This is a genomic window from Bacillus sp. BML-BC051, from assembly GCF_019656175.1.
In the GTDB taxonomy this organism is placed as follows: Bacteria; Bacillota; Bacilli; order Bacillales; family Bacillaceae_G; genus Bacillus_A; species Bacillus_A mobilis.
On the sequence record NZ_BPLI01000017.1, the window covers coordinates 165,088 to 187,024 of the forward strand.

Below are 21,937 nucleotides of genomic sequence, written 5' to 3' on the forward strand. Positions count from 1 at the left end.
CCTAATTATTTTTTAAGTGTTAACGCGTGATCTAAAACTGCTTCTCCATTCATCATGCCGTAGTGCATTGGATTAATAACATCGATTCCAACATTTCTCTCATCAGCAAGCGTTTTCATTGAAGAAAGCATGTAACGAACTTGTGGTCCTAGTAATAATACATCTGCTTGATCGATATTTGTTTTTACTGCATCCCCAGATACAGCCCAAATCTTTCCTTCTAGACCGCGAGCTTTTGCAGCCGCTTCCATTTTTGTAACTAGTAAACTTGTAGACATCCCTGCTGAGCAACATAATAAAATATTCATTTGAAAATCCCCCTTGTGTAGTATAAAAAATTTATGTTTATTTATTTTTCTTTACGCTATTTATTAATGCAATTAGCGTGCCAACTTTTTAAAACCACTAAAATCAGCACTTTTTCGACTGTTTTCTTTGTGTGTTAACGCTTTCAATTAGTGTGTCACCCAAAAAACACACAGTGTGTTATAAAACAACACGCTTTTAACACATAACTGTATGAAAATAGATTAGTGTTTAGTTGTCTAGTTGTATTTAAAACAAAAAACACTATTTTTTTAAAGTGTGAAAATATAATACCGAAAAATATACTATTTCAACTCAAATCAAAAACAAATACCTATTCAAGATATTCGTCTAGTTATTGTCCAGTCAAACTCTATTAAATTACATAGAATAGAAGAAAATAAAGTATTTTGAAAGGGGATTCCAATGCCAAAGCATAGAAAAAAGAATAGAATGAAGATTTATAGAATACAGGTTCCAAATAAATGGTATAAACAAGAAGAGGATTCTGAATTAAATTCCAACACGGATACACTAGATCAAAAGGACACTGAAGACAAACAAGACAAACCTGATAAACAGGACAAACACGATAAACAAGACAAACACGATAAACAAGACAAACACGATAAACAAGACAAACACGATAAACAAGACAAACACGATAAACAAGACAAACCTGATAAACAAGACAAACCTGATAAACAAGTACAATCGGAAAATGTAAGCATAGTACCCACAGATTCACACAGCTTAGATGTATGGGATGAAATTTCACTAAAAGAAATACAAACTGGTGAACATACAAGTTTATTTGAAAAAAAAAGTAATTATCAAAACATTAATTTACTCCAAGTAAGCGACATTCGTCTATATTTGGATAAGCAACTACAATTTAGTTCCGTCGATGAGCAAATTTATCATGAAGCACTCGTGCATCCGATTATGTCAAAGGTAATAGATCCCAAACGCGTTCTCATCTTAGGCGGTGGCGATGGTCTTGCTTTAAGAGAAGTTTTAAAATATGAAACAGTTCTACATGTAGACCTTGTCGACTTAGACGAAGAAATGATTACGATGGCTCGCAATGTTCCAGAATTAGTTTCTTTAAACCAACGTGCATTTTTTGATGAGCGTGCAAATGTACATGTATGTGACGCAAAAGAATTTCTGAACTCTCCTTCCTCTTTATATGATGTAATTATTATTGATTTTCCTGATCCAGCGACGGAATTATTAAGTACTTTATATACAAGTGAACTATTTGCTCGTATAGCTACGTTTTTAACAGAAGGTGGTGCATTCGTCTGTCAATCTAATTCACCTGCTGATGCACCTCTTGTATATTGGAGCATCGGTAACACAATTGAACATGCTGGATTAACTGTGAAAAGTTATCATACAATCGTCCCATCTTTCGGAACTGACTGGGGATTTCATATTGCCGCTAACTCTGCCTATATACTCGATCAAATTGAACAATTATATGTTGTGCCAACTCCTCGAACATTACCTTCACTTCTTGCTCCTTTGTTTCAATTTAAAGAAGAACATCTGGAACACCGTAATAATGCCGTTTTAAATTTAGAATCTGAACTTATCCTACATCATTGCTATCAAAAAGAGATGCAATTTTGACAAGGAGGGTATAAATATATGGAATATTCCACGTTTGGGCGTCATATAATAGTAGATTTATGGGGCGTGGATTTTTCTCTATTAAATGATGTTCATTTTTTAGAGCATCATCTAATAGATGCTGCGAATCGCTCTGGTGCTCACGTTTTAAATGTAAGTAACAAAGAATTTCAACCATATGGAGTAACGGTATTACTTTTATTATCAGAAAGCCATCTCTCTATTCACACTTATCCTGAAAAGAAATTTGCAGCAATTGATTGTTATACTTGTGGCACATCTGTCGATCCTCAAGAAGCCATTGATTCAATAATAAACGTATTAAAACCAGAGCGTATGCATATAAAAAAATTAATTCGTGGTGTAGGAGAATTTATTACTATCAATTAGTTACCATACCCATTTCCCACGAAGAAGGAGGCTTGTTAATATGAAAATACCATCAGTGGGGCTCATAACACTCTACTGATGGTACGCACACATACATAGTTTATTCATCTTAATTGATAATTTAATTTCGCGATTTTTCGTTTCCAATATAAAGTCATCATAAACCATATAACGACGTAAGTAATAATGAAATTATCTTTACAAAACATAAAAAAACCTTGCATACGCAAGGTTCATTCAGACATCGACATCTTCCTATATAATTCTACAAATTCACTCGCTAATTCCTTCACCGTAATCGCATTCATTAAATGATCTTGCGCGTGCACCATCAGAAGGGTAACTTCGGTCTTTTCACCACCAGCTTCTTTCTGTATGAGCTCCGTTTGTACACGGTGCGCCTCTTTTAATTCCTCTAACGCTTCTTGTAATTTCGCTTCCGCTTCTGTAAACTCTCCACGCTTTGCACAATCTATTGCTTCCATTGAACAACTTCTCGCATTTCCCCCATGCAAAATTAAATGAAAAGCCTTTGTCTCTATCGTATCCATTTTAGTTCACTACTCCCCCTTTTCTTCCGCCACTTTTTGTTTATCCCATATTTTTAAGAACGGTAAATAAATGAAGAATGCAAGCGCAAAGTTAACAAGTTGTAACACAACACCTGAAATTTTCCCGCCCGATCCTAAATATCCACTAAATAGAATTGGTGTCGTCCAAGGAACAGCAGCCCCGCTCGGACGAGCAACTAATCCCCATTCCATTGCAAAGTAAGAAACAATCGTTAACACAACCGGAACCAATATAAATGGAATTAGTAAAATTGGGTTCATGACAATCGGCATACCAAAAGTTACCATCTCGTTAATATTAAATATACCAGGTGCAATTGACAATCTTCCTAAACTTTTTAATTGCTGACTCCGTGCAAACAATAACATTCCAATAACTAAAGCAAGTGTCGCACCAGATCCACCCATATAAATCCATAAATCAAAAAACTGTGCAGTAATCGTATTTGGTATATCTTGCCCTGCTTGGTAAGCAATTCGGTTTTGATCCATTAACGATAACCAAACCGGACTCATTACACCACCAACAATAGTAGCTCCATGAATTCCACATGACCAAAGAACATGAACGAGAATAACAGCTATTATTGCACCCCAAAGACTAGCACCAAGTACACTAAGTGGTTCCTGTAAAATTTGCCCCACAATATTATGGATACTGCCAAAAGAAGTATTTTCTATAATTAAGCGTAAAATCCAAATCACCGTTACAACAATAAATCCTGGAACAAGCGCGGCAAATGAACGTGTCACAGCTGGCGGAACTGTCTCTGGCATTTTTATAATTATCTTTTTTTGTACAATAAACCGATAAAGTTCAGTAGATATAAGTGCAATAATCATAGCTACAAATAACCCTTGGCTTCCCATTAATGCAGCTGGGATAGCACCTTCTACAAGTACACTCTCTTTTGTACTTGGTATAATATATGCAACTTGAAATGGCGTCGCAAGTAAAAACGTCACAAGCGACAATGCCCCGGATGCTAAAGCGTCCACCTTATAATATTCTCCAAGTCTGTAAGCGATTCCAAAAACAGCTATTAAAGCCATTATATTAAAAGTTGCACTAACTGGATACCCCAAAGCCCTCTGCCAATTCTCCCCAAACAAACCTGCCATAAAATCATTATAACCTGGTATTGGTAAAGCACTAATGATGAGGAAAAATGACCCTATAATTAAGAAAGGCATCGTCAATACAAGTCCATCACGAATCGCTAGCAAGTGTCTCTGTTCTGCAACCTTCCCTGCTACTGGCATTACATATTTCTCTAAAAACCGTACCATCTATCCCACTCTCCTCATGGTTTCATTAACAAAGCTGCTTGCAGGATTGCTTCCCCATTACAAAGCCCGTAATGGACGGACTGAATGACATCAACAGGTATCCCTTTCCCTTTACATAACTCTTTCATCTTCGGTAATAAATAACGTACTTGCGGTCCAAGTAAAAGTACATCAGCTTCATCTATATGACTATTTACTTCAGAACCTGATACTGCCCAAATCTTTACCTCTATCCCTCTTGCCTCTGCTGCTTTCTCCATTTTCGTAACAATTAAACTGGAAGACATTCCCGCTGCACAGCAAAGTAAAATATTCATCCCTTTTCCCTCCCCCTTTTTCCAAACCTAAGTTACGGCGCATCCTTGCCACCACTAGGTTACAAATATATATGTCTAGATTGCCTGCTGTATGCCGAGCTTAAAAACAAAAATTTCTCGGTTTTCACGCTATTCTATCTATCATTATTCTCCTAGTAAAGAGGACTCTAACTCGCTATAATAATTCAGTATGATTTTTTTAATTGATAGGAGGATATATTTATGAAGGCATATCGCTTTCCACTTATTTTATTATCTTCTATCCTAATTGGTGGTTTCATTGGTTATTTCATGGGTGCCGATGCAGTTGCTTTAAAGCCGCTTGGTGACATTTTCTTAAACTTAATGTTTACGATTGTTGTACCTTTAGTGTTCTTTAGCATCGCGTCATCTATTGCTAATATGGATGGATTAAAACGTTTCGGTAAAATTATGTCTAGTATGGCTGGAACTTTCTTATTTACAAGTATTTTAGCTGCTATTTTTATGATTATTGTCGTGAAAGTATTCCCGCCAGCACAAGGTGTTGTATTAGAACTAACGCAGCCTGATAAAGCTGAAAAAGCTGTTAGTGTTGCAGATCAAATCGTCGGTATTGTAACAGTATCTGACTTCTCAAAGTTACTATCTCGTGAAAATATGCTAGCTCTTATTTTCTTCTCTATTTTAATGGGGGTTGCAACTTCAGCAGTTGGTGAAAAAGGAAAACCATTCGCTACATTCTTACAAGCTGGTGCAGAAATTTCAATGAAAGTTGTATCTTTCATTATGTACTACGCTCCAATCGGACTTGCTGCTTACTTCGCAGCATTAGTTGGTGAATTCGGACCACAACTTCTTGGAACGTACTTCCGAGCAGCAATGGTATACTACCCAGCGTCTCTCATTTACTTCTTTGTATTCTTCACGTTCTATGCATACCTTGCAGGTCGCAAACAAGGTGTACAAGTATTTTGGAAGAACATGGTCTCTCCTACCGTTACATCACTTGCAACTTGTAGTAGTGCTGCTAGTATTCCAGCGAACTTGGAAGCAACGAAGAAAATGGGTATCTCTTCTGACGTTCGTGAAACAGTTGTCCTTCTTGGATCTACACTTCATAAAGACGGATCTGTTTTAGGCGGCGTATTAAAAATTGCTTTCTTATTCGGTATTTTCAACATGGAATTCGAAGGACCGAAAACATTAGCAATCGCACTTGTTGTTTCTCTATTAGTAGGAACAGTAATGGGTGCTATTCCAGGCGGCGGTATGATTGGTGAAATGTTAATCGTTTCTCTATACGGCTTCCCGCCAGAAGCATTGCCAATTATCGCAGCAATTAGTACAATCATTGATCCTCCTGCAACGATGTTAAACGTAACAGCAGATAACGCTTGTGCCGTAATGACAGCTCGCCTTGTAGAAGGTAAGAACTGGATCAAAAACAAATTTGCTTAATAAATAGAAAGAGGATGCTCCTAACGAGCATCCTCTTTTTTTGTTGTTAATCCATTCCGCCACAAATTTGTTATAATCTTCACAAATATTCCACACTCATTATCCATTCTCCGTACTATAATCATGTATGGAAAAGGAGATGGACCTAATGACTCAAAGCGCACCAGAATTTAAAGTTTTGCAAAGCATTGCATTCCTTGCTGTCGTTTTGCAAAGTTCCTTATTATATACAATGAACCAAGGAAATGTCTTACTTGAGCAATCCCTCATTATGGGCATGCTATTCAACCTTGCAAAATTTTCAGCACCTGCATTCATATTTATCGTCGGCTTTCACTTAATTCGGCAATATACGAAGCAACTAGCCTACACAGAATATATTTATGAAAAAGCTGCACATTTACTCATTCCTTATTTCTTCTGGTCTATTCTTTACTTATTAACAACAAACGATATGATTACACTACAAAGTGGAATAAAAAGTTTATTACTCGGAACAGCCGCACCCCATCTTTGGTACGTGATTATGATGTTCCAAATTCATTTATTGTTTCCTTTGCTGTGCACGCTATTTTATTGGTTTCAAAAACGAACAGAAAATAAAAAAGACATATATAAATATATGACCATCTTTGCTTCTCTATATTTTCTCTTAATGTGGTATTCTTCTCACTACATTTTTAATGGAGAGAAATTGACTAGCTCAACCATTTTACATTATACAGACCGTTCCTTCTTCTTCTACTCATTCTATTTCGTCATGGGAGGAATCGCTGCTGTCGCATTAAAAACGTGGCGTACATTTGTCATGAAACATATCCCGCTTATTACAATATTATTTTTCATCTTATTTTTATTCATCAATTATGAGTTATTTAGTTTTTACGGAGCAAATTCTATTCATTTAACCGTTTCGACTTATTTAAAACCGTCTATGTTTTTATATATCGTATGCGAAATTATTATACTTTACGTGCTTTCTATTACAATCGTACAGCGACGCGGTTTCTTATATAAAGCTTTACGATTTATCGGGAATTACACGTATGGTGCTTATTTAGCTCATTTTTTCTTCTTGCAACTATGTACAAAATTTCTTTCTTTATTCACACAGCAAGAAAACACAATACTGTATAGCCTATTATTATTTATAATAACGGCCACAATCTCAATTTCAGCAATGGTCATTTGCAGTACACTACCATTTCATACGTGGATTACAGGACCTTCTCCTACGACAAATATGAAATGGGCGAAGATTGTACCTCGGAAAAATCACGAAAAGGTATTCAAACCATATCTTTGATATAATAGAATTCCATACACGAAAAGAAAGTAGGACACACCTATGATTAATCAAATTGGACAAATTATGCTATATGTAAATAATCAAGATGAAGCAGTACAATTCTGGACTGAGACAGTAGGATTCCAAATTATTGCGGAAGAAAATAACGGACAAGGTTTTCGTTGGATTGAAATTGCGCCGTCAAAAGAAGCAGGCACAAGCATCGTCCTTCACGATAAAGCGTTAATTGCAAAGATGCAACCTGAGTTAAACTTACATACACCTTCACTTATGTTCTTCTCTAACAACTTAGATCAACTGTATAAAGATCTTGCTGAGAAAAACGTTACTGTTGGACAAGTTGTAGATTTACCTACTGGTAGAGCATTTAACTTTGCTGATAATGAAAACAATTACTTTGCGGTAATGGAACGCAAATAAAAAAGAAGCTATCCGAAAAAAAAACGGATAGCTTCTTTCATTTTAAGAAACTTGTTCTGCATTCGTTTCCCTATGTTGTATATGACTCGTGATCCAAGCAATTCCGCCAGCAACAACGAGATAGCATAACAATATTAAAATTTGTATTTGTAATTGTGACCAATCCCCTAAAGAAATCACATCTTGTAGCCCTCTAAGAGAATGGGACATTGGGAGAAATTCTCCAATTTTGCTAAGAACAGCTATATTTAATTCTCCTGGGAAAGTCCCCCCGCTCGTCGCTAATTGCAAGACGAGAAGCGTTACCGCTAAGAATTTTCCAACAAGACCAAATACCGTTACTAACATAAGAATAAACGTCATGAACGTAAAGGAAATAACGATACTTGATAAAACAAAGAGTGGCACACTTGCAACTTCTAATTTCATAACTCCTAGCACGACCACATCCACAAGTAATGCTTGAATAAGTCCAATTACATATACCAGTCCTAGTTTATTAATAAAATGTACCGTTCCGCTTACCTTCATATTTTGTCTACGGCCAAGAGGTAAAATATTTGATGCCATAATTCCACCAACATAAAATGCAAGTGATAAGAAATATGGTGCAATACCTGAACCGTAATTAGGCACATCAGAAACTGTCGACTTCACTAATTGAACCGGCTCTGAGAACATCGTATTGCGTGCATCATCATTGCGAACGTCCGCTATCTTCTCTGCGCCCTCTCCTAATTTCGTAGAAAGTTCTTTCGCACCATCGTCAAGTTTAACAAGTCCGTTCGTTAACTTACCAGCACCGTTATTTAGCTCCGTTCCACCATTCGCAAGTTGATTTACACCTTCTTGTAATGATGTAAATCCATTTTCCCATTTCGTAAATCCATCAGCTAAATTCGCCGCACCATCTGCTATCTTTTTCGTTCCAGCAGTAGCCTCATTTAACTTAACTCCAAATGTATTCATGCCTTCTTCAACCTTATGCTGACCATCAGCAAGCTTCTGCGCACCTTGTGTCAATTGTTGTTGGCTATTATTTAAAGTGTTTGTTGCTTTAGCTAATCCATTAGAAGTAGCAATGATTTTTTGAAAAGCAGGATCTTGCTGCACTTCTGGATGACTTTTCACGTACTCTTCTAGTTGTTGTTTTAAACTATTTGCTGCATTGTCCGCTTTCACTTGCCCTTCAGCAAGTTTCTCACTTCCGTTCACCCATTCATTTGTACCAGCACTTAATTCACTAACCCCTGATTGTAAAGTTTTTTCACCTTGAGCTAATAATTCCATACCACTATGAAGTGAGGTCGCCCCTTGACTCAGCTCGTTTGCTCCACCAGTTAAGGCTGATTGGCTATCAGCAAGTTTTTCACTTCCCTCTTTCACTTTTGATGTCCCGTCACTTAAACGATGAATACCATCTGCAAGCTGATTTGCCCCGTTTCTTACATCTGTCGTTCCTTCATGTAACTTCTCAGCACCATTACTTGCATCACTCAACCCTTGTGCTAAGTCTTGAAACTTTGAAAAGACACCTTCTGTATAAGATTTCGTAATACTATTTGAGATTTTTGTTTTCATATTTTCAACAGCAGTCGTTCCAATTTGCGCTGCTACAAAGTTTTTGCCCGGATTCACTTTGTACTGAAGTTGTGCTGGCTCTGGTTTCTCATCCATAAGTGTACTTACCTTTTTAGAGAAATCCTCTGGAATCGTAACAACCATATAATACTTATCTTCTTTTAACCCTTCATCAGCATTTTTTTCTGATACGAAATGAAAAGCTAGTTCCTTATTCTCCTTTAAGTTTCTTACAAAATCGTCTCCTGCATGAATTGTTTTTTCATCCATCGTAGCACCCTTATCTAAATTTACAATCGCAACAGGTAATTTATCTAATCGTCCGTAGGGATCCCAATATCCAGCTAAAAAGAATCCTGAATAAATTAAAGGAACGATTAATAAAAAAATTAAAGCGATACGTCCATGTTTATGGTGCCACATCGCTTTCCAATCTTTAAATATAAGTTGAATTCCCTTCATGAAACATACTCCTTCTCCTAATTTAACACCATTAGAATGGTTTAACAGATTTACTATACACACCCATTTTCATACTGTATAATACATCTTTAATTATCAATTCATTCCTTTGGGTCTATAGAAAGGAGAGTCAAAATGGAACTTCTTCAACTAAAATACTTTCAGACAGTCGCACGATTAGAACATATGACAAAAGCCGCTGAAGAATTGCATATCGCACAACCTTCGCTTAGCAAAACAATCGCTAGATTAGAAAAGGACTTAGGCGTCCCGTTATTTGATCGCCAAGGTCGACAAATTACATTAAACTCTTTTGGGAAAGTATTTTTAAAACGAGTAGAACGCATTTTTCATGAATTAAGTGAAGGCGAACGAGAAATTAAAGATTTAGCTGAATTACAACAAAGCTCTATTACACTGGCAGTTTCTATTCCAAGAATATTACCAGAACTACTCGGTTCTTTTTTACTAGAGCATCCTAACGTTCGCTTCCAACAATTTCTCGCATCTACTCCTTCTATGAAACGACAACTAGATAATATAGAAATCGACTTTTGCATTTCTTCTGTGCCCATTGAAGGCGAGGAGATTATTTGGGAACCCCTTATTACAGAAGAGATTTTCTTAGTCGTCCCTTCAGGTCATCGTTTATCAGGACGCGAAAGCATCCATCTGCATGAAGTAAAAGACGAACCATTTATTAGTATGAACACTGGTTACGGATTTCGACACTTAACAGATAAATTTTGCAAGGAAGCTGGTTTCACTCCACATATCGCTTTTGAAGTAGATGAACCAACCGTGATTAGCGACCTTATTAAGCAAGGTCTCGGCATCGCCTTTGTCCCAAGTTTAACTTTATTAAAAAACTCTACTTTAGCATTAAATAAGTTACGTATTATTGAACCAAATTGCGAGCGAACTATCGGCTTAAGTTGGTCGAAGAAACGCTACTTATCGAAAACTGCTCAGCAATTTCGTGAATTCGTGATTGATTACTTTTCCAATATTAGGACGTAAAATGACATCAAAAAATAAAAGGTGCCATCCCCATAGGGTGGCACCTTTTATTTTTCACTCTTCTCTAATTCTATTTCAGCTAAAAGCGGCAAAACATTATCAAAAATATGCGTATTGTTATTTTCGCCTGTTACGTATCCACCGTAATACCTACTAAATACGTTGTCATTTCGGAATGTGGCCATATGATCGTATAATTCCTTTGCAAACTTTGTATCACCTGTTTGTAGTACGTACAAGATTGTTAGTCCATAAGCGGCTGGCGATTCATAATTCACAGTTTGTTTTCCTGTTTCTAAATTGTAACGACCGTATAGCTTTCCATCCTCCTGGAATTTCTTCTTTATAAATTCCAAATAAGCATCTGATGAAAGGCCACCTAAACTTCGATGATACGCAACGTATGATTGGTCAATAAGATTCACTTCTTTATCGTACGTAAATGTACCATCTTCTTTATACTCTTTTGGGAATGCCCAGCCATGCCTTGGATAATCCGCTAAAAATTGAACGACTTCCTGATATTGCTGAGCAGAGACTTTTCCATACTTCTTCATATACGAGAATGCGTGCGGATTTAAGTATGATGTAGTTGCAAAATTATTTTGTTTCCCTGCATCTGCATCATAATAATCAACGTAATAATTATCTTTTTTATTATAACGAACTACAGCATCACTCAATTGATCTGCCAAGTTTTTATAACGCTCTTCCTTATACATTTCATAAGCACGATATAATTGTTCTATAATACGAAGATCATCTATAAGTGCATTTGTAGCTGACTGCATTTCTCCCTTTTCAGAGATTTTCCATATAACAATGTGATCCTTATGTACAAAGCTATTTTGAATAACCTTAACTTGTTCATCGAATAACGCTTGATCGTCTTTATCCAATGTATATTGTAGCCATAGTCCTGCTGATTCCGATAAAGCTTCACGACCTTTCGCTTCACCCATACCTGCCTTTGTATCCGCTAAACGATATGTGGCAAGCGTCCCATTTTCATTCACCATATGTCTTAAAATAAAATGTTCTGTACGGTTTCCTTGTATAGCTGACCAAAATACAATGCCGCCTAAAGCGATTAAGAGAATAACTCCAACCCCTATATATAAACGTTTCCGCAATCTTTTCACCTCCCTAATAAGGCTAGCCTTAATTTTACCAGAACATACGTAAAATTAAAAAAGACAATCGATTAGATTGTCTCCCGTACCTCTATCCCTCACAAGCCTCTTTAGAAGGTCTATATAGCGATGCCACAAGTCGATCATATTCACGACGTGTAATCTCTTTATTATACAGCTTCAATAATAAATCTCTATGCTCTTTTGAAAATGCCATCTTTTTAATGACTTCAGGATACATAAAACATCCTCTCCATTTCACATAAACTTCTTCACCTTCAAAAACAGAACTTACGTTCGCATAAAAGATTATAAAATATTCCTTACTAAAAAACAAACAAAATATTATTAAACATTAACTTCTTTCTATTTAGAATATTTAAACATTACATTACCATATCCACTTTTTAAATACATATATATTTTTGGTAGTTTTTTTGAATAAATCTTCCAATTCAATCAGAAAATAATGGCAAAAAAGCAGAGGAGTTTACATATGGATACGGTAACATTAGCAAGAGCATTTTTCGGTTCTTCACTAGCATTCCACATTATCTTCGCAACACTTGGTGTCGGACTTTCATTAATGATTTTTATAAGTGAAATACTCTATCACTGGAAGAAAGATTCCGACTACGCCATTATGGCGAAAAGATGGACAAAGGCTTTTGCCATCCTTCTCGGTGTAGCAATTCCAACTGGAACAATTGTTGGTGTGCAAATCTCACTTCTTTGGCCTGGTTTTGCCAAAATTGTTGGGCAAGTTATTTCTGTTCCCTTTCAAATTGAGATTTTCGCCTTCTTTTTAGAGGCTTTGTTCATGTCCATTTATGTATATGCAGCTGACAAACTACCTCCATTCATGAGATTAATCTCGCTATTCTTCGTCATGATTGGTGCCACGGCATCCGCCGTGCTTATTACATCAGCAAATACATGGATGAATACACCCGCGGGCTTTTCAATGGGGCCAGATGGATCAGTTTTTAACGTTGACCCGTGGAAAGCTTTCTTTAATCCGAGTTTTGGCACAAGCGCATTCCACGTTGTGATTACAGCCTACGCAACTGGAGCTGCCGTCATTGCCTCTATCGCCGGATTTAAATTATTAAAGAAGAATTTAAGTGAACGTGAAGTGGCATATCATAAAAAAGGACTACTGTTAGGACTCGTCGTGACATTTATTACAGGTGCTACGATGTGGCTTTCGGGACACGAATCGGCAATTGCCTTACATAAGCATTCCCCTGAAAAACTGGCATCTGCTGAAGCTCTATTTGAAACGACATCACATGCACCGTTATCAATTGGCGGCGTTGTAGATCCTAACACACTTGAACTAAACTATGCACTAGAAATTCCGAACATGCTTAGCCTACTAGTGGGGCTAGACCCTAGCACCGTCGTAAAAGGTCTAAATGAATTTCCACAAGAAACATGGCCACCATTTTACACACATACACTGTTCAATTTAATGGTTGGCACTGCTGCCTTTACCTTTGCAGTTGCAGCAATTGCCCTCTTATATTGGTACTTTGTTTACCGAAAAAAAGGAGCCGAACTACCGAAGTGGCTTCTTTGGGGAGCTGCCGCATGTGGACCAGTTATGATGCTTGGCATTGAATTTGGGTGGATTTTCAGCTGTAGCGGTCGTCAACCGTGGACCATTTACGGTATGCAACGTACAGTCGATGCTTCTACACGCGCTGATTTTGTCGGTCCTTTATTTATTCTATTCATCATTTTATATATTGGACTCGGTATTTTAACAGTCTTTGTGCTACGGACATTCTTTAAGAAACATCCGCTTACAAATGATTTACATCACGAAGGAGGCGATTCTCGTGCATGAGGAAAGTATTGCAATCATCATCTTATGGGCTCTTATTTTCGTATACAGTATATTAGGGTCCATCGATTTTGGGGCAGGTTTTTGGGGCATGGTATACGCAAAACATCCAACGCTCGCTGCCAAGCTTGCCAACCGATACTTATCACCGACTTGGGAAGTAACAAATACATTTCTCGTCTTTGTCGTTGTCGCTTTTCTCGGTTTCTTTCCGAAAGCCGCTTTCACCCTAGCAACGGTGATGTTCGTACCCGTTATGTTAATTCTAGTACTCGTGGCAATTCGCAGTACATTTATGGTATTTGCTTATTCCCTGCCGAAGTACCAACACCTTCTTCGTATTATTTCAGGTATTACAGGACTCTTAATTCCAGCCCTATTAATTACCGTTTTACCTGTTACAGAAGGTGCCTATATTACAATGTCTGAAGGAAAAGAAGTACTCCTATATGGAAAACTTCTTTCTAGTCCTGTTATTTATTGTTATATGCTCTTCGGACTAACTTCGGAACTATTTCTTTCCTCTCTCTTTCTTGCTGATTTTGCGAGAGAACAAGGTTCAGAAGATGCATATAGAATTTATAGAAGAAACGCGATTATCCTTGGTCCTGCAACGCTCGTTACGGCGATTATTGCCCTCGTTGTAATGGATCCGGAAACACACTGGCTTATGCAAGGGCTAATAAAGCAATTCACATGGTTTACAGTTTCTATCGTTTTATTCGTTATCGGATACTCTTCTCTTTGGTGGACAAACAAGAAGTATGACACACTAGGATACCCTCGCATTGCCGTTTTAGCAGTCGTCGCTCAATATGCATTTGCAAGTTATGCTTACGGCGTTGCGCATTTACCGTATATTATTTATCCTGATGTAACTGTATTTACAAGCTTTACAACGGTCGAAACATTCTATGCATTGCTTATTTTATATGCAATTGGGATTGCAATTTTATTACCAGGATTTATTTTCTTCTGGAATTTATTCTTGAAGGATCGAACTTTTTTGAAGGAAAAATAATATAGTGGAGAGTCTGTTCCAAAAGGCATTTTGGGATGGACTCCTTTTGTCATGTTTTGTCGATAAATCGATATATTTTAAAAATCGCTGATATATTTTGCATTGCGCCGATATATCTCCATAATCACCCATATAAATTTCATTTACTATCTTATCGCCCCAATAATTTATAGACCCCTCTCACAATAGTTATTTCTCTATTAGTGACACTTGTCCTTTAGCTTGAAAAACACATATTCGCTTTAATCCATTATACGTCTAGTTCTTCTTATTTTTTGGTGAATATACTACCAATACAGACCTTGAGACAAGCTACATTGCTTTAAGGAAAAGTAGAAAGGTAGGTAAAATATGAGCATTGAGATATGGATTACTATTATTGTATTCTTCTTAACGATGGTTGTTATCTTTTGGCGACCCCGTGGTTTAAATGAGGCGTGGCCGGCAGCAATTGGCGCTGGCATTATCTTGATTACTGGACTCGTATCAAGACCCGACGTCATGGACATTATTAGTAAAATTGGCGGTGCCTCCATAACAATATTAGCGACCATCGTTATGGCGGTTATATTAGAAAGCTTCGGCTTCTTCCACTGGTCCGCAGCAAAACTTGCGAATTTAGCAAAAGGCTCTGGTCGCCGTTTATACTGGTATATTCAATTATTATGTTTTCTTATGACTCTTTTATTTAATAACGATGGTAGTATTTTAATTACAACTCCAATTTTAATTCTTCTTCTAAAAAACCTTCAATTAAAACCGCATCAACAAATCCCTTATTTATTAAGCGGTGCTTTAATCGCTACTGCATCTAGTGCACCAATTGGTGTAAGTAATATCGTAAACTTAATCGCATTAAATATCGTGAATATGACTCTTTATATGCATACTGCTATGATGTTTGTACCTGCAACATTAGGACTATTGTTTATGTCATGGCTTATGTATACAGTGTTAAAGAAAAAACTACCAAAAAAATTACCTGTTTCTTCATACGATATCGAAGAAATATTCTTCACGAAAAACTTCCATCCGTTAAAAGGAAAAAATTCAGTTGATACGAAACAAAAACGGACAAGATTCATGCTAAAAGTATTAGGCTTCGTCTTCCTTATGCGCTGTCTTCTATTCGTTGCATCCTTCTTATCCATCCCAATTGAAATTGTTGCCGTACTCGGTTCACTCGTTCTTCTCATCTGGAGATGGTACTACTTACGAACGAACCCTGTCGACATTTTGAAAAAGACACCGTGGCACATTTTAATTTTCGCTTTCTCTATGTACGTCATTATTTACGGGCTTCATAACGCAGGGTTAACAGCTGCGCTTGTAAATTGGCTTGAACCAGTTGTAAGTCAACATCTACTCTATGCCAGCTTTGCAATGGGCGGACTCGTCTCCCTCCTCTCTAACGTCTTCAATAACCATCCTGCACTTATGATTGGTACAATCACATTAACAGAAATGGGACTAGACCCAGTCACATTAAAAACTATCTATCTCGCAAACATTATTGGTAGTGACATCGGTTCACTATTATTACCAATCGGTACGCTAGCTTCCCTCATTTGGATGTATATCCTTAAACAAAACAAAATTAAAGTAAAATGGAAAGACTATTTAAGTGTATCCCTTATCGTTATTCCTCTCACAACAGTCGTCACATTATTCCTCTTATACTACTGGGTACACCTCTTCTTCACCCTATAAACGACAGAAGCCCGCTTTGCTACCGTCTTAGCAAAGCGGGCTTCTTCTATATTTAAGTTAGGTACTACAGTGTGATCAATCAAGTAAAGAGGTGTAACGTATTATTGGTATAAATGACTACCAGTGTCTTTAAATTCTTTCGCTTTCTCTTTCATCCCTTTTTCAATTGCTTCTGTCGTTTCTAAATCATTTTCTTTTGCGTATTCACGAATATCATGTGAAATTCTCATACTACAAAACTTCGGTCCACACATGGAGCAGAAATGAGCTGTTTTCGCGCCTTCTGCTGGTAATGTTTCATCGTGATATTCCATCGCACGTTCAGGATCTAAAGATAAATTAAATTGATCGCGCCAACGGAATTCAAAGCGAGCTTTTGAAAGTGCATCATCACGCTGATGAGCCGTTTTGTGCCCTTTCGCAAGATCAGCCGCATGTGCAGCGATTTTGTACGTAATAACTCCCTCACGAACATCATCTTTATTCGGTAAACCTAAATGTTCTTTCGGCGTTACATAACAAAGCATCGCCGTTCCAAACCAGCCAATCATCGCTGCTCCAATTGCTGAGGTAATATGGTCATAACCTGGTGCAATATCGGTCGTTAGCGGCCCAAGAGTATAGAACGGCGCGCCCTGACAAATATCAAGTTCTTTCTCCATATTCTCTTTAATTAAGTGCATCGGCACATGCCCAGGTCCTTCAATCATCACTTGCACATCATGTTTCCAAGCAATCTTCGTTAATTCACCAAGTGTTTCAAGCTCAGAGAATTGTGCTTCGTCATTTGCATCTGCAATCGAACCTGGACGTAATCCATCTCCAAGAGAGAACGAAACGTCGTACTGCTTCATAATTTCACAAATTTCTTCAAAATGAGTGTATAAGAAGTTTTCTTTATGATGGAATAAACACCACTGTGCCATAATTGAACCACCACGTGAAACGATACCTGTCGTACGCTTTGCTGTAATCGGAATGTAACGAAGTAATACACCAGCGTGAATCGTAAAGTAATCAACACCTTGCTCCGCTTGCTCAATTAACGTATCACGATACACTTCCCACGTTAAATCTTCTGCAATTCCGTTTACTTTTTCCAGCGCTTGATAGATCGGTACAGTTCCAACTGGTACAGGCGCGTTACGAATAATCCACTCACGCGTCGTATGAATATTTTTACCTGTAGATAAATCCATAATCGTATCTGCACCCCAGCGTGTTGCCCAAGTCATCTTCTCTACTTCTTCTGCAATAGAAGAAGATACAGCAGAGTTTCCGATATTTGCATTAACCTTCACGTGGAAATTACGTCCGATAATCATTGGCTCTACTTCCGGATGGTTAATATTCGCTGGTAAAATGGCACGGCCTTCCGCGATTTCCTTACGAACAAACTCAGGCTCTACTCCTTCACGAATCGCAACATATTCCATCTCAGACGTAATGATGCCATTGCGCGCATAATGCATTTGCGTAACGTTTGCCCCTTGCTTCGCTCTAAGCGGCTGGCGATCCATTTGCGGAAAAACAGGTGTATGTTTCGAAGCCACTTTCACACCGTCATCCTCTGGTTTCACTTCGCGCCCTTCGTATGCTTCTACATCTTCGCGCTCTATAATCCAAGAGTGGCGCGGCGCCTGCAACCCCTTTTCCAGCTCCACCTTATACGCAGGATCTGTATAAGGACCGCTCGTATCGTATACACGAATTGGCGGATTCGGAATGCCGTTCGTTTCACTTTGTTCAATCTCGCGCATCGGCACTTTCATACCCGCGCGTGGTCCATCCACATACACTTTCTTACTTCCTGGTAAACTCGATTTCAATTCAATTTGCTCAGCTGAAACAGACTGTTTCATAACCTTTGTTGCCCCCCTGTACGTGACAAGGACGAGATATGGCCAGCGTATGCCAAAATAAAAAGAGCCAGGTCCATAAAAAAATAAGGACCTGGCTCATAAAGACATCATTATGTAAAGCCGTTAACTTCCCTACGCTGGTACGAGCCAGATCAGGTCCAAAGGGTTAAGAAGTTTACACGCTTCTCTCTCAGCCTACGCATACGTTAGGCACCCCTAGTTTATCACTGATTTAATTTTCAATACTTTCCCATCATACACGATAATCTGAAAAATGCAAAGGTTATTTCTTTTGTTGTTTACGGAATCATCCACGTTAAATAATATGCCTGTACATACGTCATAATACCAACAATAATTACGAAGAATAAACTATGCTTCACTGTAAAGCGGAATAAATCTGATTCCTTTCCAGCAAGTCCAACTGCCGCACAAGCAATTGCAATCGATTGCGGAGAAATCATTTTTCCTGTTACACCGCCCGTTGTATTTGCTGCAACGAGAAGTACTTCTGATACACCGACTTGCTGTGCTGTAATCGCTTGTAAATTCGAGAACAGTGCATTGGCTGACGTATCGGATCCTGTTAAAAACACACCGATCCAGCCTAAGAATGGTGAGAAGAACGGGAATAGTCCGCCAGTTCCAGCAAGCGCTAACGCTAGTGTAGAAGATAAACCAGAATAGTTTGCGATAAATGCGAATCCTAATACGAATCCGATAGATAGAATTGGCATCTTAAGCTCATTTAGCGTTTCTTTAAATGTTACTACTGCATCTTTTGCACTCATTTTCAAAATAAAGATAGAAATGATACAAGCAATTAAAATTGCTGTTCCCGTCGCTGATAAAATATCTAATTTCAAAATTGCTTCATAAGGCGTCGGTTTATTTACAATTGGCTCTGCTTTCATTACTAGATTGTGTAAGCCTGGAACTTCAAACTTAAACACAAGGCTTTCCAATGCGCCACCTGGAGCAAATAACGCTTTAAAGAAACTTTGGCTCCAAATGACTACCATTACAGTTAAAATAATGAATGGAGACCATGCTTTTACGACTTTTCCTACCGTTAGTTTCGGCATAGATGTTGCCGTCGTTGCCGCAGCTACTTCACTATTTGCTTCTTTAGACTGATAGATTTCTTTCGGCTGCCAAACTTTTAAGAATAGCGATAAACTCACTAAACTTACAAGTGCTGACGTAATATCCGGAAGTTCTGGTCCTAAGAACGTCGCTGTAATGAACTGCGTAATTGCAAATGAGCTACCCGCTACAAATAGAGCTGGCCATGTTTGTCTTACTCCTTTAAATCCATCCATTAAAAATACGATAAAGAACGGAACAAATAATGATAGAAACGGTAATTGATGTCCAGCCATTTGTCCAATTTTATGTGGATCAATACCAGTTACTTGTCCAGCAACTGTAATCGGAATTCCCATCGCTCCGAACGCTACTGGTGCCGTATTTGCGATTAAACAAAGACCCGCTGCATATAAAGGATTTAATCCAAGACCTGCAAGAAGTGCTGCCGTAATCGCTACTGGTGCACCAAATCCTGCTGCCCCTTCCAAAAATGCTCCAAATGAAAAACCGATTAAAATAACGAGTAAACGATGGTCATTTGTAATGGATAATACAGATGCACGAATGACATCGAATTGACCTGTTTTTACAGATATTTTATATAAAAATACCGACATAATGATAATCCAAGCAATCGGCCATAGTCCGTATAAGAAACCATATCCGGTCGCTGCCATCGCCATCGTGAACGGCATCTTATAAGCGAATAACGCCACTAAAATTGTAAGTACAACTGTAATAAATCCTGCTACATACCCCTTCATGCGAAAAACTGCTAAAGCTAAGAAAAAAAAGATAATCGGAATAAGTGCGACCGCTGCCGAAATCCAAATGTTTCCGAACGGATCATAAACTTGTGTCCATGTGTTCATTGTTCTCTCCCCCTAAAGAATCCCCTTTTAAATAGAATAACCTCATCAATAGACTATCAGGTCATCATACCTTTAAGCCTAAAATAAAAAACGTTTAAGAAAACGTTTTCATTAATTCTATCACAACCATTTCTATTACAAAAGAGTTTTTTGAAAATTTTATTATTTAGTATGGAAATCTTACAAAAACGTCACGTTCTTGTAATGTTCATCGATAGGAAGCTCACTACATTTCCTGCATAATAAAGGTATAACAACGGATATTATTTATGAGGTGATATATATGAACGGAAACAAAATATTAGCAGCTTTATCATACTTTAGTGTATTATTTGCCCCTATCTTATTCCCTATCATTGTGTGGATTGTGGGAGATTCTGAAACAAAACCACATGCAAAACGCGCTCTATGGACACACATCATTCCAAGCATCGCGTCATTTATTGGATTTATTATTCTAGGAATTATGGGCATCGGATCGGATCAACCAGACGTAACACTTGGCATTGGAGCAATGATTGTCTTATGTATTTGCGGCATTATTAGCTTATACTACTTCATTTGGAACATCGTAAAAGGTATTAAAGTGCTGAAAGCTTAAGGTTAAACAAACGTTTGATTAAAAAGACACTATCCCATGATGATAAATGAAATTTCGTCGATAACCGACTTATTAATAAGAAAAAACCGTCCCAAAATACCTTTTGGGACGGTTTTTTTATCTTCTGCGTTTCTTCTTTTTTCTCATCATTTTTTTGCGGCGCGTATTCACTTTATCCGCTATAATGTGAAGCGTGCTTGCCACAACAATTCCCATTACGAACGTTACAATTTCAACCTCATGTTTCTTCGTAATTTCTATCAAATTCCCGTCAAGCGCGATTATATTTAATAGGAATAAAAACGGAGAAAATACAATTAACATGTATGCAATACGAATCACATCACCAAGTATAATTGTATGTGTAAAGAAGGAGCGATGCGGCATGACCTTCTTATACGGATACCAAAATATACGTAAGAACCCCCATTTATTATACGCATTACTATATGTATCTAAATCCGGCGTTAAAAATGAAGTACCTACTAAAAAGCCAATTGCAAAAGTTAATAAAAAATCCAAGTTTGTTAATCCATACGAAAAGAGCATAAACAAAACAACCGGAAGGGATATTAAGTTTATTTTCGTATGCGTTCTTCCTGATGGCATAAAGCACTTCCTCGCTTACGTTCGCCCTGTCACCATATGACAGTTCTCACCTATTGATCTAATTTCTGATCGATAAAGGATGTGTCTATATCCGAACCAAACCATTCTGCCAACTTTACTCGTGCCTTATCTTTCACCTCTTCATTGACGTATAACGACGCTTGTAATAGCGCAGCCATTAACGCCCCTAAATCATCTGTATAACCAACTCCAGCAATGAAATCTGGGATGGCATCAATTGGTGCAATAAAATAAGCAAGTGCTCCAATCACAATAATTTTCACTCGCTTTGGAACATCAGGTCTTTGCAAAACGTAAAATAATAATAAACTTGCATAAATGACCGACTGCCCTGCTTGCTTTGCAACATGTTTTGCTTTCTTCCAAAACGCTTCAACTGAAAATTTTTGTTCCATGTAAAAGCCTCCCTATTTTTTTAAAGAAAT

At 37.7% G+C, this 21,937-nt stretch carries 22 protein-coding genes and 1 riboswitch; of the genes, 10 read left to right on the forward strand and 12 right to left on the reverse strand.

What is annotated here, in order from left to right:
* Nucleotides 1-5: 5 nt before the first annotated feature.
* A complete protein-coding gene (locus tag K5S59_RS08840; protein ID WP_001023569.1) occupies nucleotides 6-308 on the reverse strand; it encodes a PTS sugar transporter subunit IIB in 303 nt (100 codons plus the stop codon).
* Nucleotides 309-732: 424 nt separating this feature from the next.
* Here K5S59_RS08840 and K5S59_RS08845 point away from each other — a divergent pair, with 424 nt between their 5' ends.
* Nucleotides 733-1,944, forward strand: coding sequence for a polyamine aminopropyltransferase (locus K5S59_RS08845; RefSeq protein ID WP_120450993.1), 1,212 nt, complete (start codon nucleotides 733-735; stop codon nucleotides 1,942-1,944).
* Between the two features lie 18 nt (nucleotides 1,945-1,962).
* Nucleotides 1,963-2,334: an adenosylmethionine decarboxylase gene (speD, locus tag K5S59_RS08850; RefSeq protein ID WP_098258007.1), complete on the forward strand. Its 372-nt coding sequence runs from the start codon at nucleotides 1,963-1,965 to the stop codon at nucleotides 2,332-2,334.
* A 104-nt stretch (nucleotides 2,335-2,438) separates the two neighbouring features.
* Here speD and K5S59_RS30460 read toward each other — a convergent pair whose 3' ends face one another.
* From K5S59_RS30460 to K5S59_RS08870, 4 genes are read right to left on the reverse strand one after another with little or no spacing between them, the layout of a single operon-like run.
* Nucleotides 2,439-2,558, reverse strand: a complete 120-nt coding sequence (locus K5S59_RS30460) for a DUF3021 family protein (RefSeq protein ID WP_120450994.1) — start codon at nucleotides 2,556-2,558, stop codon at nucleotides 2,439-2,441.
* Between the two features lie 9 nt (nucleotides 2,559-2,567).
* The gene (locus tag K5S59_RS08860) at nucleotides 2,568-2,885 is read right to left on the reverse strand and encodes a PTS sugar transporter subunit IIA (protein WP_087983153.1); all 318 of its coding nucleotides are present in this window, start codon (nucleotides 2,883-2,885) and stop codon (nucleotides 2,568-2,570) included.
* Between the two features lie 9 nt (nucleotides 2,886-2,894).
* Nucleotides 2,895-4,196 (reverse strand): PTS cellobiose transporter subunit IIC, encoded by a 1,302-nt coding sequence (gene celB, locus K5S59_RS08865; RefSeq protein ID WP_097844741.1) that lies wholly within the window; start codon nucleotides 4,194-4,196, stop codon nucleotides 2,895-2,897.
* A 14-nt stretch (nucleotides 4,197-4,210) separates the two neighbouring features.
* Complete coding sequence (locus tag K5S59_RS08870; protein ID WP_001023540.1) at nucleotides 4,211-4,513, reverse strand: PTS sugar transporter subunit IIB; 303 nt, start codon at nucleotides 4,511-4,513, stop codon at nucleotides 4,211-4,213.
* A gap of 222 nt (nucleotides 4,514-4,735) precedes the next feature.
* Between K5S59_RS08870 and K5S59_RS08875 the strand changes: the two genes are divergently transcribed.
* From K5S59_RS08875 to K5S59_RS08885, 3 genes are all read left to right on the forward strand, one after another.
* Complete coding sequence (locus K5S59_RS08875; protein WP_000649374.1) at nucleotides 4,736-5,953, forward strand: dicarboxylate/amino acid:cation symporter; 1,218 nt, start codon at nucleotides 4,736-4,738, stop codon at nucleotides 5,951-5,953.
* A gap of 148 nt (nucleotides 5,954-6,101) precedes the next feature.
* The gene (locus K5S59_RS08880) at nucleotides 6,102-7,259 is read left to right on the forward strand and encodes an acyltransferase (RefSeq protein ID WP_120450995.1); all 1,158 of its coding nucleotides are present in this window, start codon (nucleotides 6,102-6,104) and stop codon (nucleotides 7,257-7,259) included.
* A gap of 42 nt (nucleotides 7,260-7,301) precedes the next feature.
* Nucleotides 7,302-7,682, forward strand: coding sequence for a VOC family protein (locus K5S59_RS08885; protein WP_042515874.1), 381 nt, complete (start codon nucleotides 7,302-7,304; stop codon nucleotides 7,680-7,682).
* A gap of 42 nt (nucleotides 7,683-7,724) precedes the next feature.
* Here K5S59_RS08885 and K5S59_RS08890 read toward each other — a convergent pair whose 3' ends face one another.
* Nucleotides 7,725-9,725 carry a YhgE/Pip domain-containing protein gene (locus tag K5S59_RS08890; RefSeq protein ID WP_120450996.1) on the reverse strand — a complete coding sequence of 667 codons (2,001 nt, stop codon included), beginning with the start codon at nucleotides 9,723-9,725 and terminating at the stop codon, nucleotides 7,725-7,727.
* A gap of 135 nt (nucleotides 9,726-9,860) precedes the next feature.
* Here K5S59_RS08890 and K5S59_RS08895 point away from each other — a divergent pair, with 135 nt between their 5' ends.
* Nucleotides 9,861-10,745, forward strand: a complete 885-nt coding sequence (locus tag K5S59_RS08895) for a LysR family transcriptional regulator (RefSeq protein WP_000421925.1) — start codon at nucleotides 9,861-9,863, stop codon at nucleotides 10,743-10,745.
* Between the two features lie 47 nt (nucleotides 10,746-10,792).
* On the opposite strand, the gene K5S59_RS08900 is transcribed toward K5S59_RS08895, so the two are convergent.
* Nucleotides 10,793-11,878, reverse strand: a complete 1,086-nt coding sequence (locus K5S59_RS08900; protein ID WP_120450997.1) for a transcriptional regulator — start codon at nucleotides 11,876-11,878, stop codon at nucleotides 10,793-10,795.
* Between the two features lie 91 nt (nucleotides 11,879-11,969).
* The gene (locus K5S59_RS08905) at nucleotides 11,970-12,119 is read right to left on the reverse strand and encodes a hypothetical protein (protein WP_000283173.1); all 150 of its coding nucleotides are present in this window, start codon (nucleotides 12,117-12,119) and stop codon (nucleotides 11,970-11,972) included.
* 255 nt (nucleotides 12,120-12,374) lie between these two features.
* On the opposite strand from K5S59_RS08905, the gene cydA reads away from it, so the two are divergent.
* From cydA to K5S59_RS08920, 3 genes are all read left to right on the forward strand, one after another.
* Nucleotides 12,375-13,730 (forward strand): cytochrome ubiquinol oxidase subunit I, encoded by a 1,356-nt coding sequence (gene cydA, locus K5S59_RS08910; RefSeq protein WP_000381953.1) that lies wholly within the window; start codon nucleotides 12,375-12,377, stop codon nucleotides 13,728-13,730.
* On the forward strand, nucleotides 13,723-14,748 hold the full coding sequence (locus K5S59_RS08915) for a cytochrome d ubiquinol oxidase subunit II (protein ID WP_000544182.1): 1,026 nt from the start codon (nucleotides 13,723-13,725) through the stop codon (nucleotides 14,746-14,748). Before cydA ends, K5S59_RS08915 begins: the two co-directional genes overlap by 8 nt.
* Before the next feature lie 351 nt (nucleotides 14,749-15,099).
* Nucleotides 15,100-16,458 (forward strand): arsenic transporter, encoded by a 1,359-nt coding sequence (locus K5S59_RS08920; protein WP_120450998.1) that lies wholly within the window; start codon nucleotides 15,100-15,102, stop codon nucleotides 16,456-16,458.
* A gap of 101 nt (nucleotides 16,459-16,559) precedes the next feature.
* Here the strand turns inward: K5S59_RS08920 and thiC are convergent, their stop codons facing one another.
* Nucleotides 16,560-18,320 carry a phosphomethylpyrimidine synthase ThiC gene (gene thiC, locus K5S59_RS08925; RefSeq protein ID WP_000814447.1) on the reverse strand — a complete coding sequence of 587 codons (1,761 nt, stop codon included), beginning with the start codon at nucleotides 18,318-18,320 and terminating at the stop codon, nucleotides 16,560-16,562.
* 112 nt (nucleotides 18,321-18,432) lie between these two features.
* Nucleotides 18,433-18,548, reverse strand: a riboswitch (TPP riboswitch).
* A 71-nt stretch (nucleotides 18,549-18,619) separates the two neighbouring features.
* On the reverse strand, nucleotides 18,620-20,281 hold the full coding sequence (gene lldP, locus K5S59_RS08930; protein ID WP_001099312.1) for an L-lactate permease: 1,662 nt from the start codon (nucleotides 20,279-20,281) through the stop codon (nucleotides 18,620-18,622).
* A gap of 283 nt (nucleotides 20,282-20,564) precedes the next feature.
* Here lldP and K5S59_RS08935 point away from each other — a divergent pair, with 283 nt between their 5' ends.
* Complete coding sequence (locus K5S59_RS08935) at nucleotides 20,565-20,882, forward strand: magnetosome magnetite crystal formation protein family (protein WP_001014106.1); 318 nt, start codon at nucleotides 20,565-20,567, stop codon at nucleotides 20,880-20,882.
* Nucleotides 20,883-20,999: 117 nt separating this feature from the next.
* Here the strand turns inward: K5S59_RS08935 and K5S59_RS08940 are convergent, their stop codons facing one another.
* Both K5S59_RS08940 and K5S59_RS08945 read right to left on the reverse strand, forming a co-directional pair.
* Entirely contained in the window at nucleotides 21,000-21,491 is a 492-nt protein-coding gene (locus tag K5S59_RS08940; protein WP_098258012.1) for a metal-binding protein, read from the reverse strand.
* A 50-nt stretch (nucleotides 21,492-21,541) separates the two neighbouring features.
* Nucleotides 21,542-21,907, reverse strand: a complete 366-nt coding sequence (locus K5S59_RS08945) for a YkvA family protein (RefSeq protein ID WP_000435500.1) — start codon at nucleotides 21,905-21,907, stop codon at nucleotides 21,542-21,544.
* Between the last annotated feature and the right edge of the window lie 30 nt (nucleotides 21,908-21,937).

Bases quoted from the DNA above. Each gene is read 5' to 3' on its own strand.
- K5S59_RS08845 (WP_120450993.1), top strand. From the start codon at position 733: ATGCCAAAGCATAGAAAAAAGAATAGAATGAAGATTTATAGAATACAG.
- K5S59_RS08935 (WP_001014106.1), top strand. From the start codon at position 20,565: ATGAACGGAAACAAAATATTAGCAGCTTTATCATACTTTAGTGTATTA.
- K5S59_RS08870 (WP_001023540.1), bottom strand. From the start codon at position 4,513: ATGAATATTTTACTTTGCTGTGCAGCGGGAATGTCTTCCAGTTTAATT.
- K5S59_RS30460 (WP_120450994.1), bottom strand. From the start codon at position 2,558: ATGCAAGGTTTTTTTATGTTTTGTAAAGATAATTTCATTATTACTTAC.
- K5S59_RS08860 (WP_087983153.1), bottom strand. From the start codon at position 2,885: ATGGATACGATAGAGACAAAGGCTTTTCATTTAATTTTGCATGGGGGA.
- celB (WP_097844741.1), bottom strand. From the start codon at position 4,196: ATGGTACGGTTTTTAGAGAAATATGTAATGCCAGTAGCAGGGAAGGTT.
- K5S59_RS08875 (WP_000649374.1), top strand. From the start codon at position 4,736: ATGAAGGCATATCGCTTTCCACTTATTTTATTATCTTCTATCCTAATT.
- K5S59_RS08945 (WP_000435500.1), bottom strand. From the start codon at position 21,907: ATGGAACAAAAATTTTCAGTTGAAGCGTTTTGGAAGAAAGCAAAACAT.
- thiC (WP_000814447.1), bottom strand. From the start codon at position 18,320: ATGAAACAGTCTGTTTCAGCTGAGCAAATTGAATTGAAATCGAGTTTA.
- K5S59_RS08890 (WP_120450996.1), bottom strand. From the start codon at position 9,725: ATGAAGGGAATTCAACTTATATTTAAAGATTGGAAAGCGATGTGGCAC.
- lldP (WP_001099312.1), bottom strand. From the start codon at position 20,281: ATGAACACATGGACACAAGTTTATGATCCGTTCGGAAACATTTGGATT.
- cydA (WP_000381953.1), top strand. From the start codon at position 12,375: ATGGATACGGTAACATTAGCAAGAGCATTTTTCGGTTCTTCACTAGCA.
- K5S59_RS08880 (WP_120450995.1), top strand. From the start codon at position 6,102: ATGACTCAAAGCGCACCAGAATTTAAAGTTTTGCAAAGCATTGCATTC.
- K5S59_RS08940 (WP_098258012.1), bottom strand. From the start codon at position 21,491: ATGCCATCAGGAAGAACGCATACGAAAATAAACTTAATATCCCTTCCG.
- K5S59_RS08895 (WP_000421925.1), top strand. From the start codon at position 9,861: ATGGAACTTCTTCAACTAAAATACTTTCAGACAGTCGCACGATTAGAA.
- speD (WP_098258007.1), top strand. From the start codon at position 1,963: ATGGAATATTCCACGTTTGGGCGTCATATAATAGTAGATTTATGGGGC.
- K5S59_RS08885 (WP_042515874.1), top strand. From the start codon at position 7,302: ATGATTAATCAAATTGGACAAATTATGCTATATGTAAATAATCAAGAT.
- K5S59_RS08840 (WP_001023569.1), bottom strand. From the start codon at position 308: ATGAATATTTTATTATGTTGCTCAGCAGGGATGTCTACAAGTTTACTA.
- K5S59_RS08920 (WP_120450998.1), top strand. From the start codon at position 15,100: ATGAGCATTGAGATATGGATTACTATTATTGTATTCTTCTTAACGATG.
- K5S59_RS08905 (WP_000283173.1), bottom strand. From the start codon at position 12,119: ATGTATCCTGAAGTCATTAAAAAGATGGCATTTTCAAAAGAGCATAGA.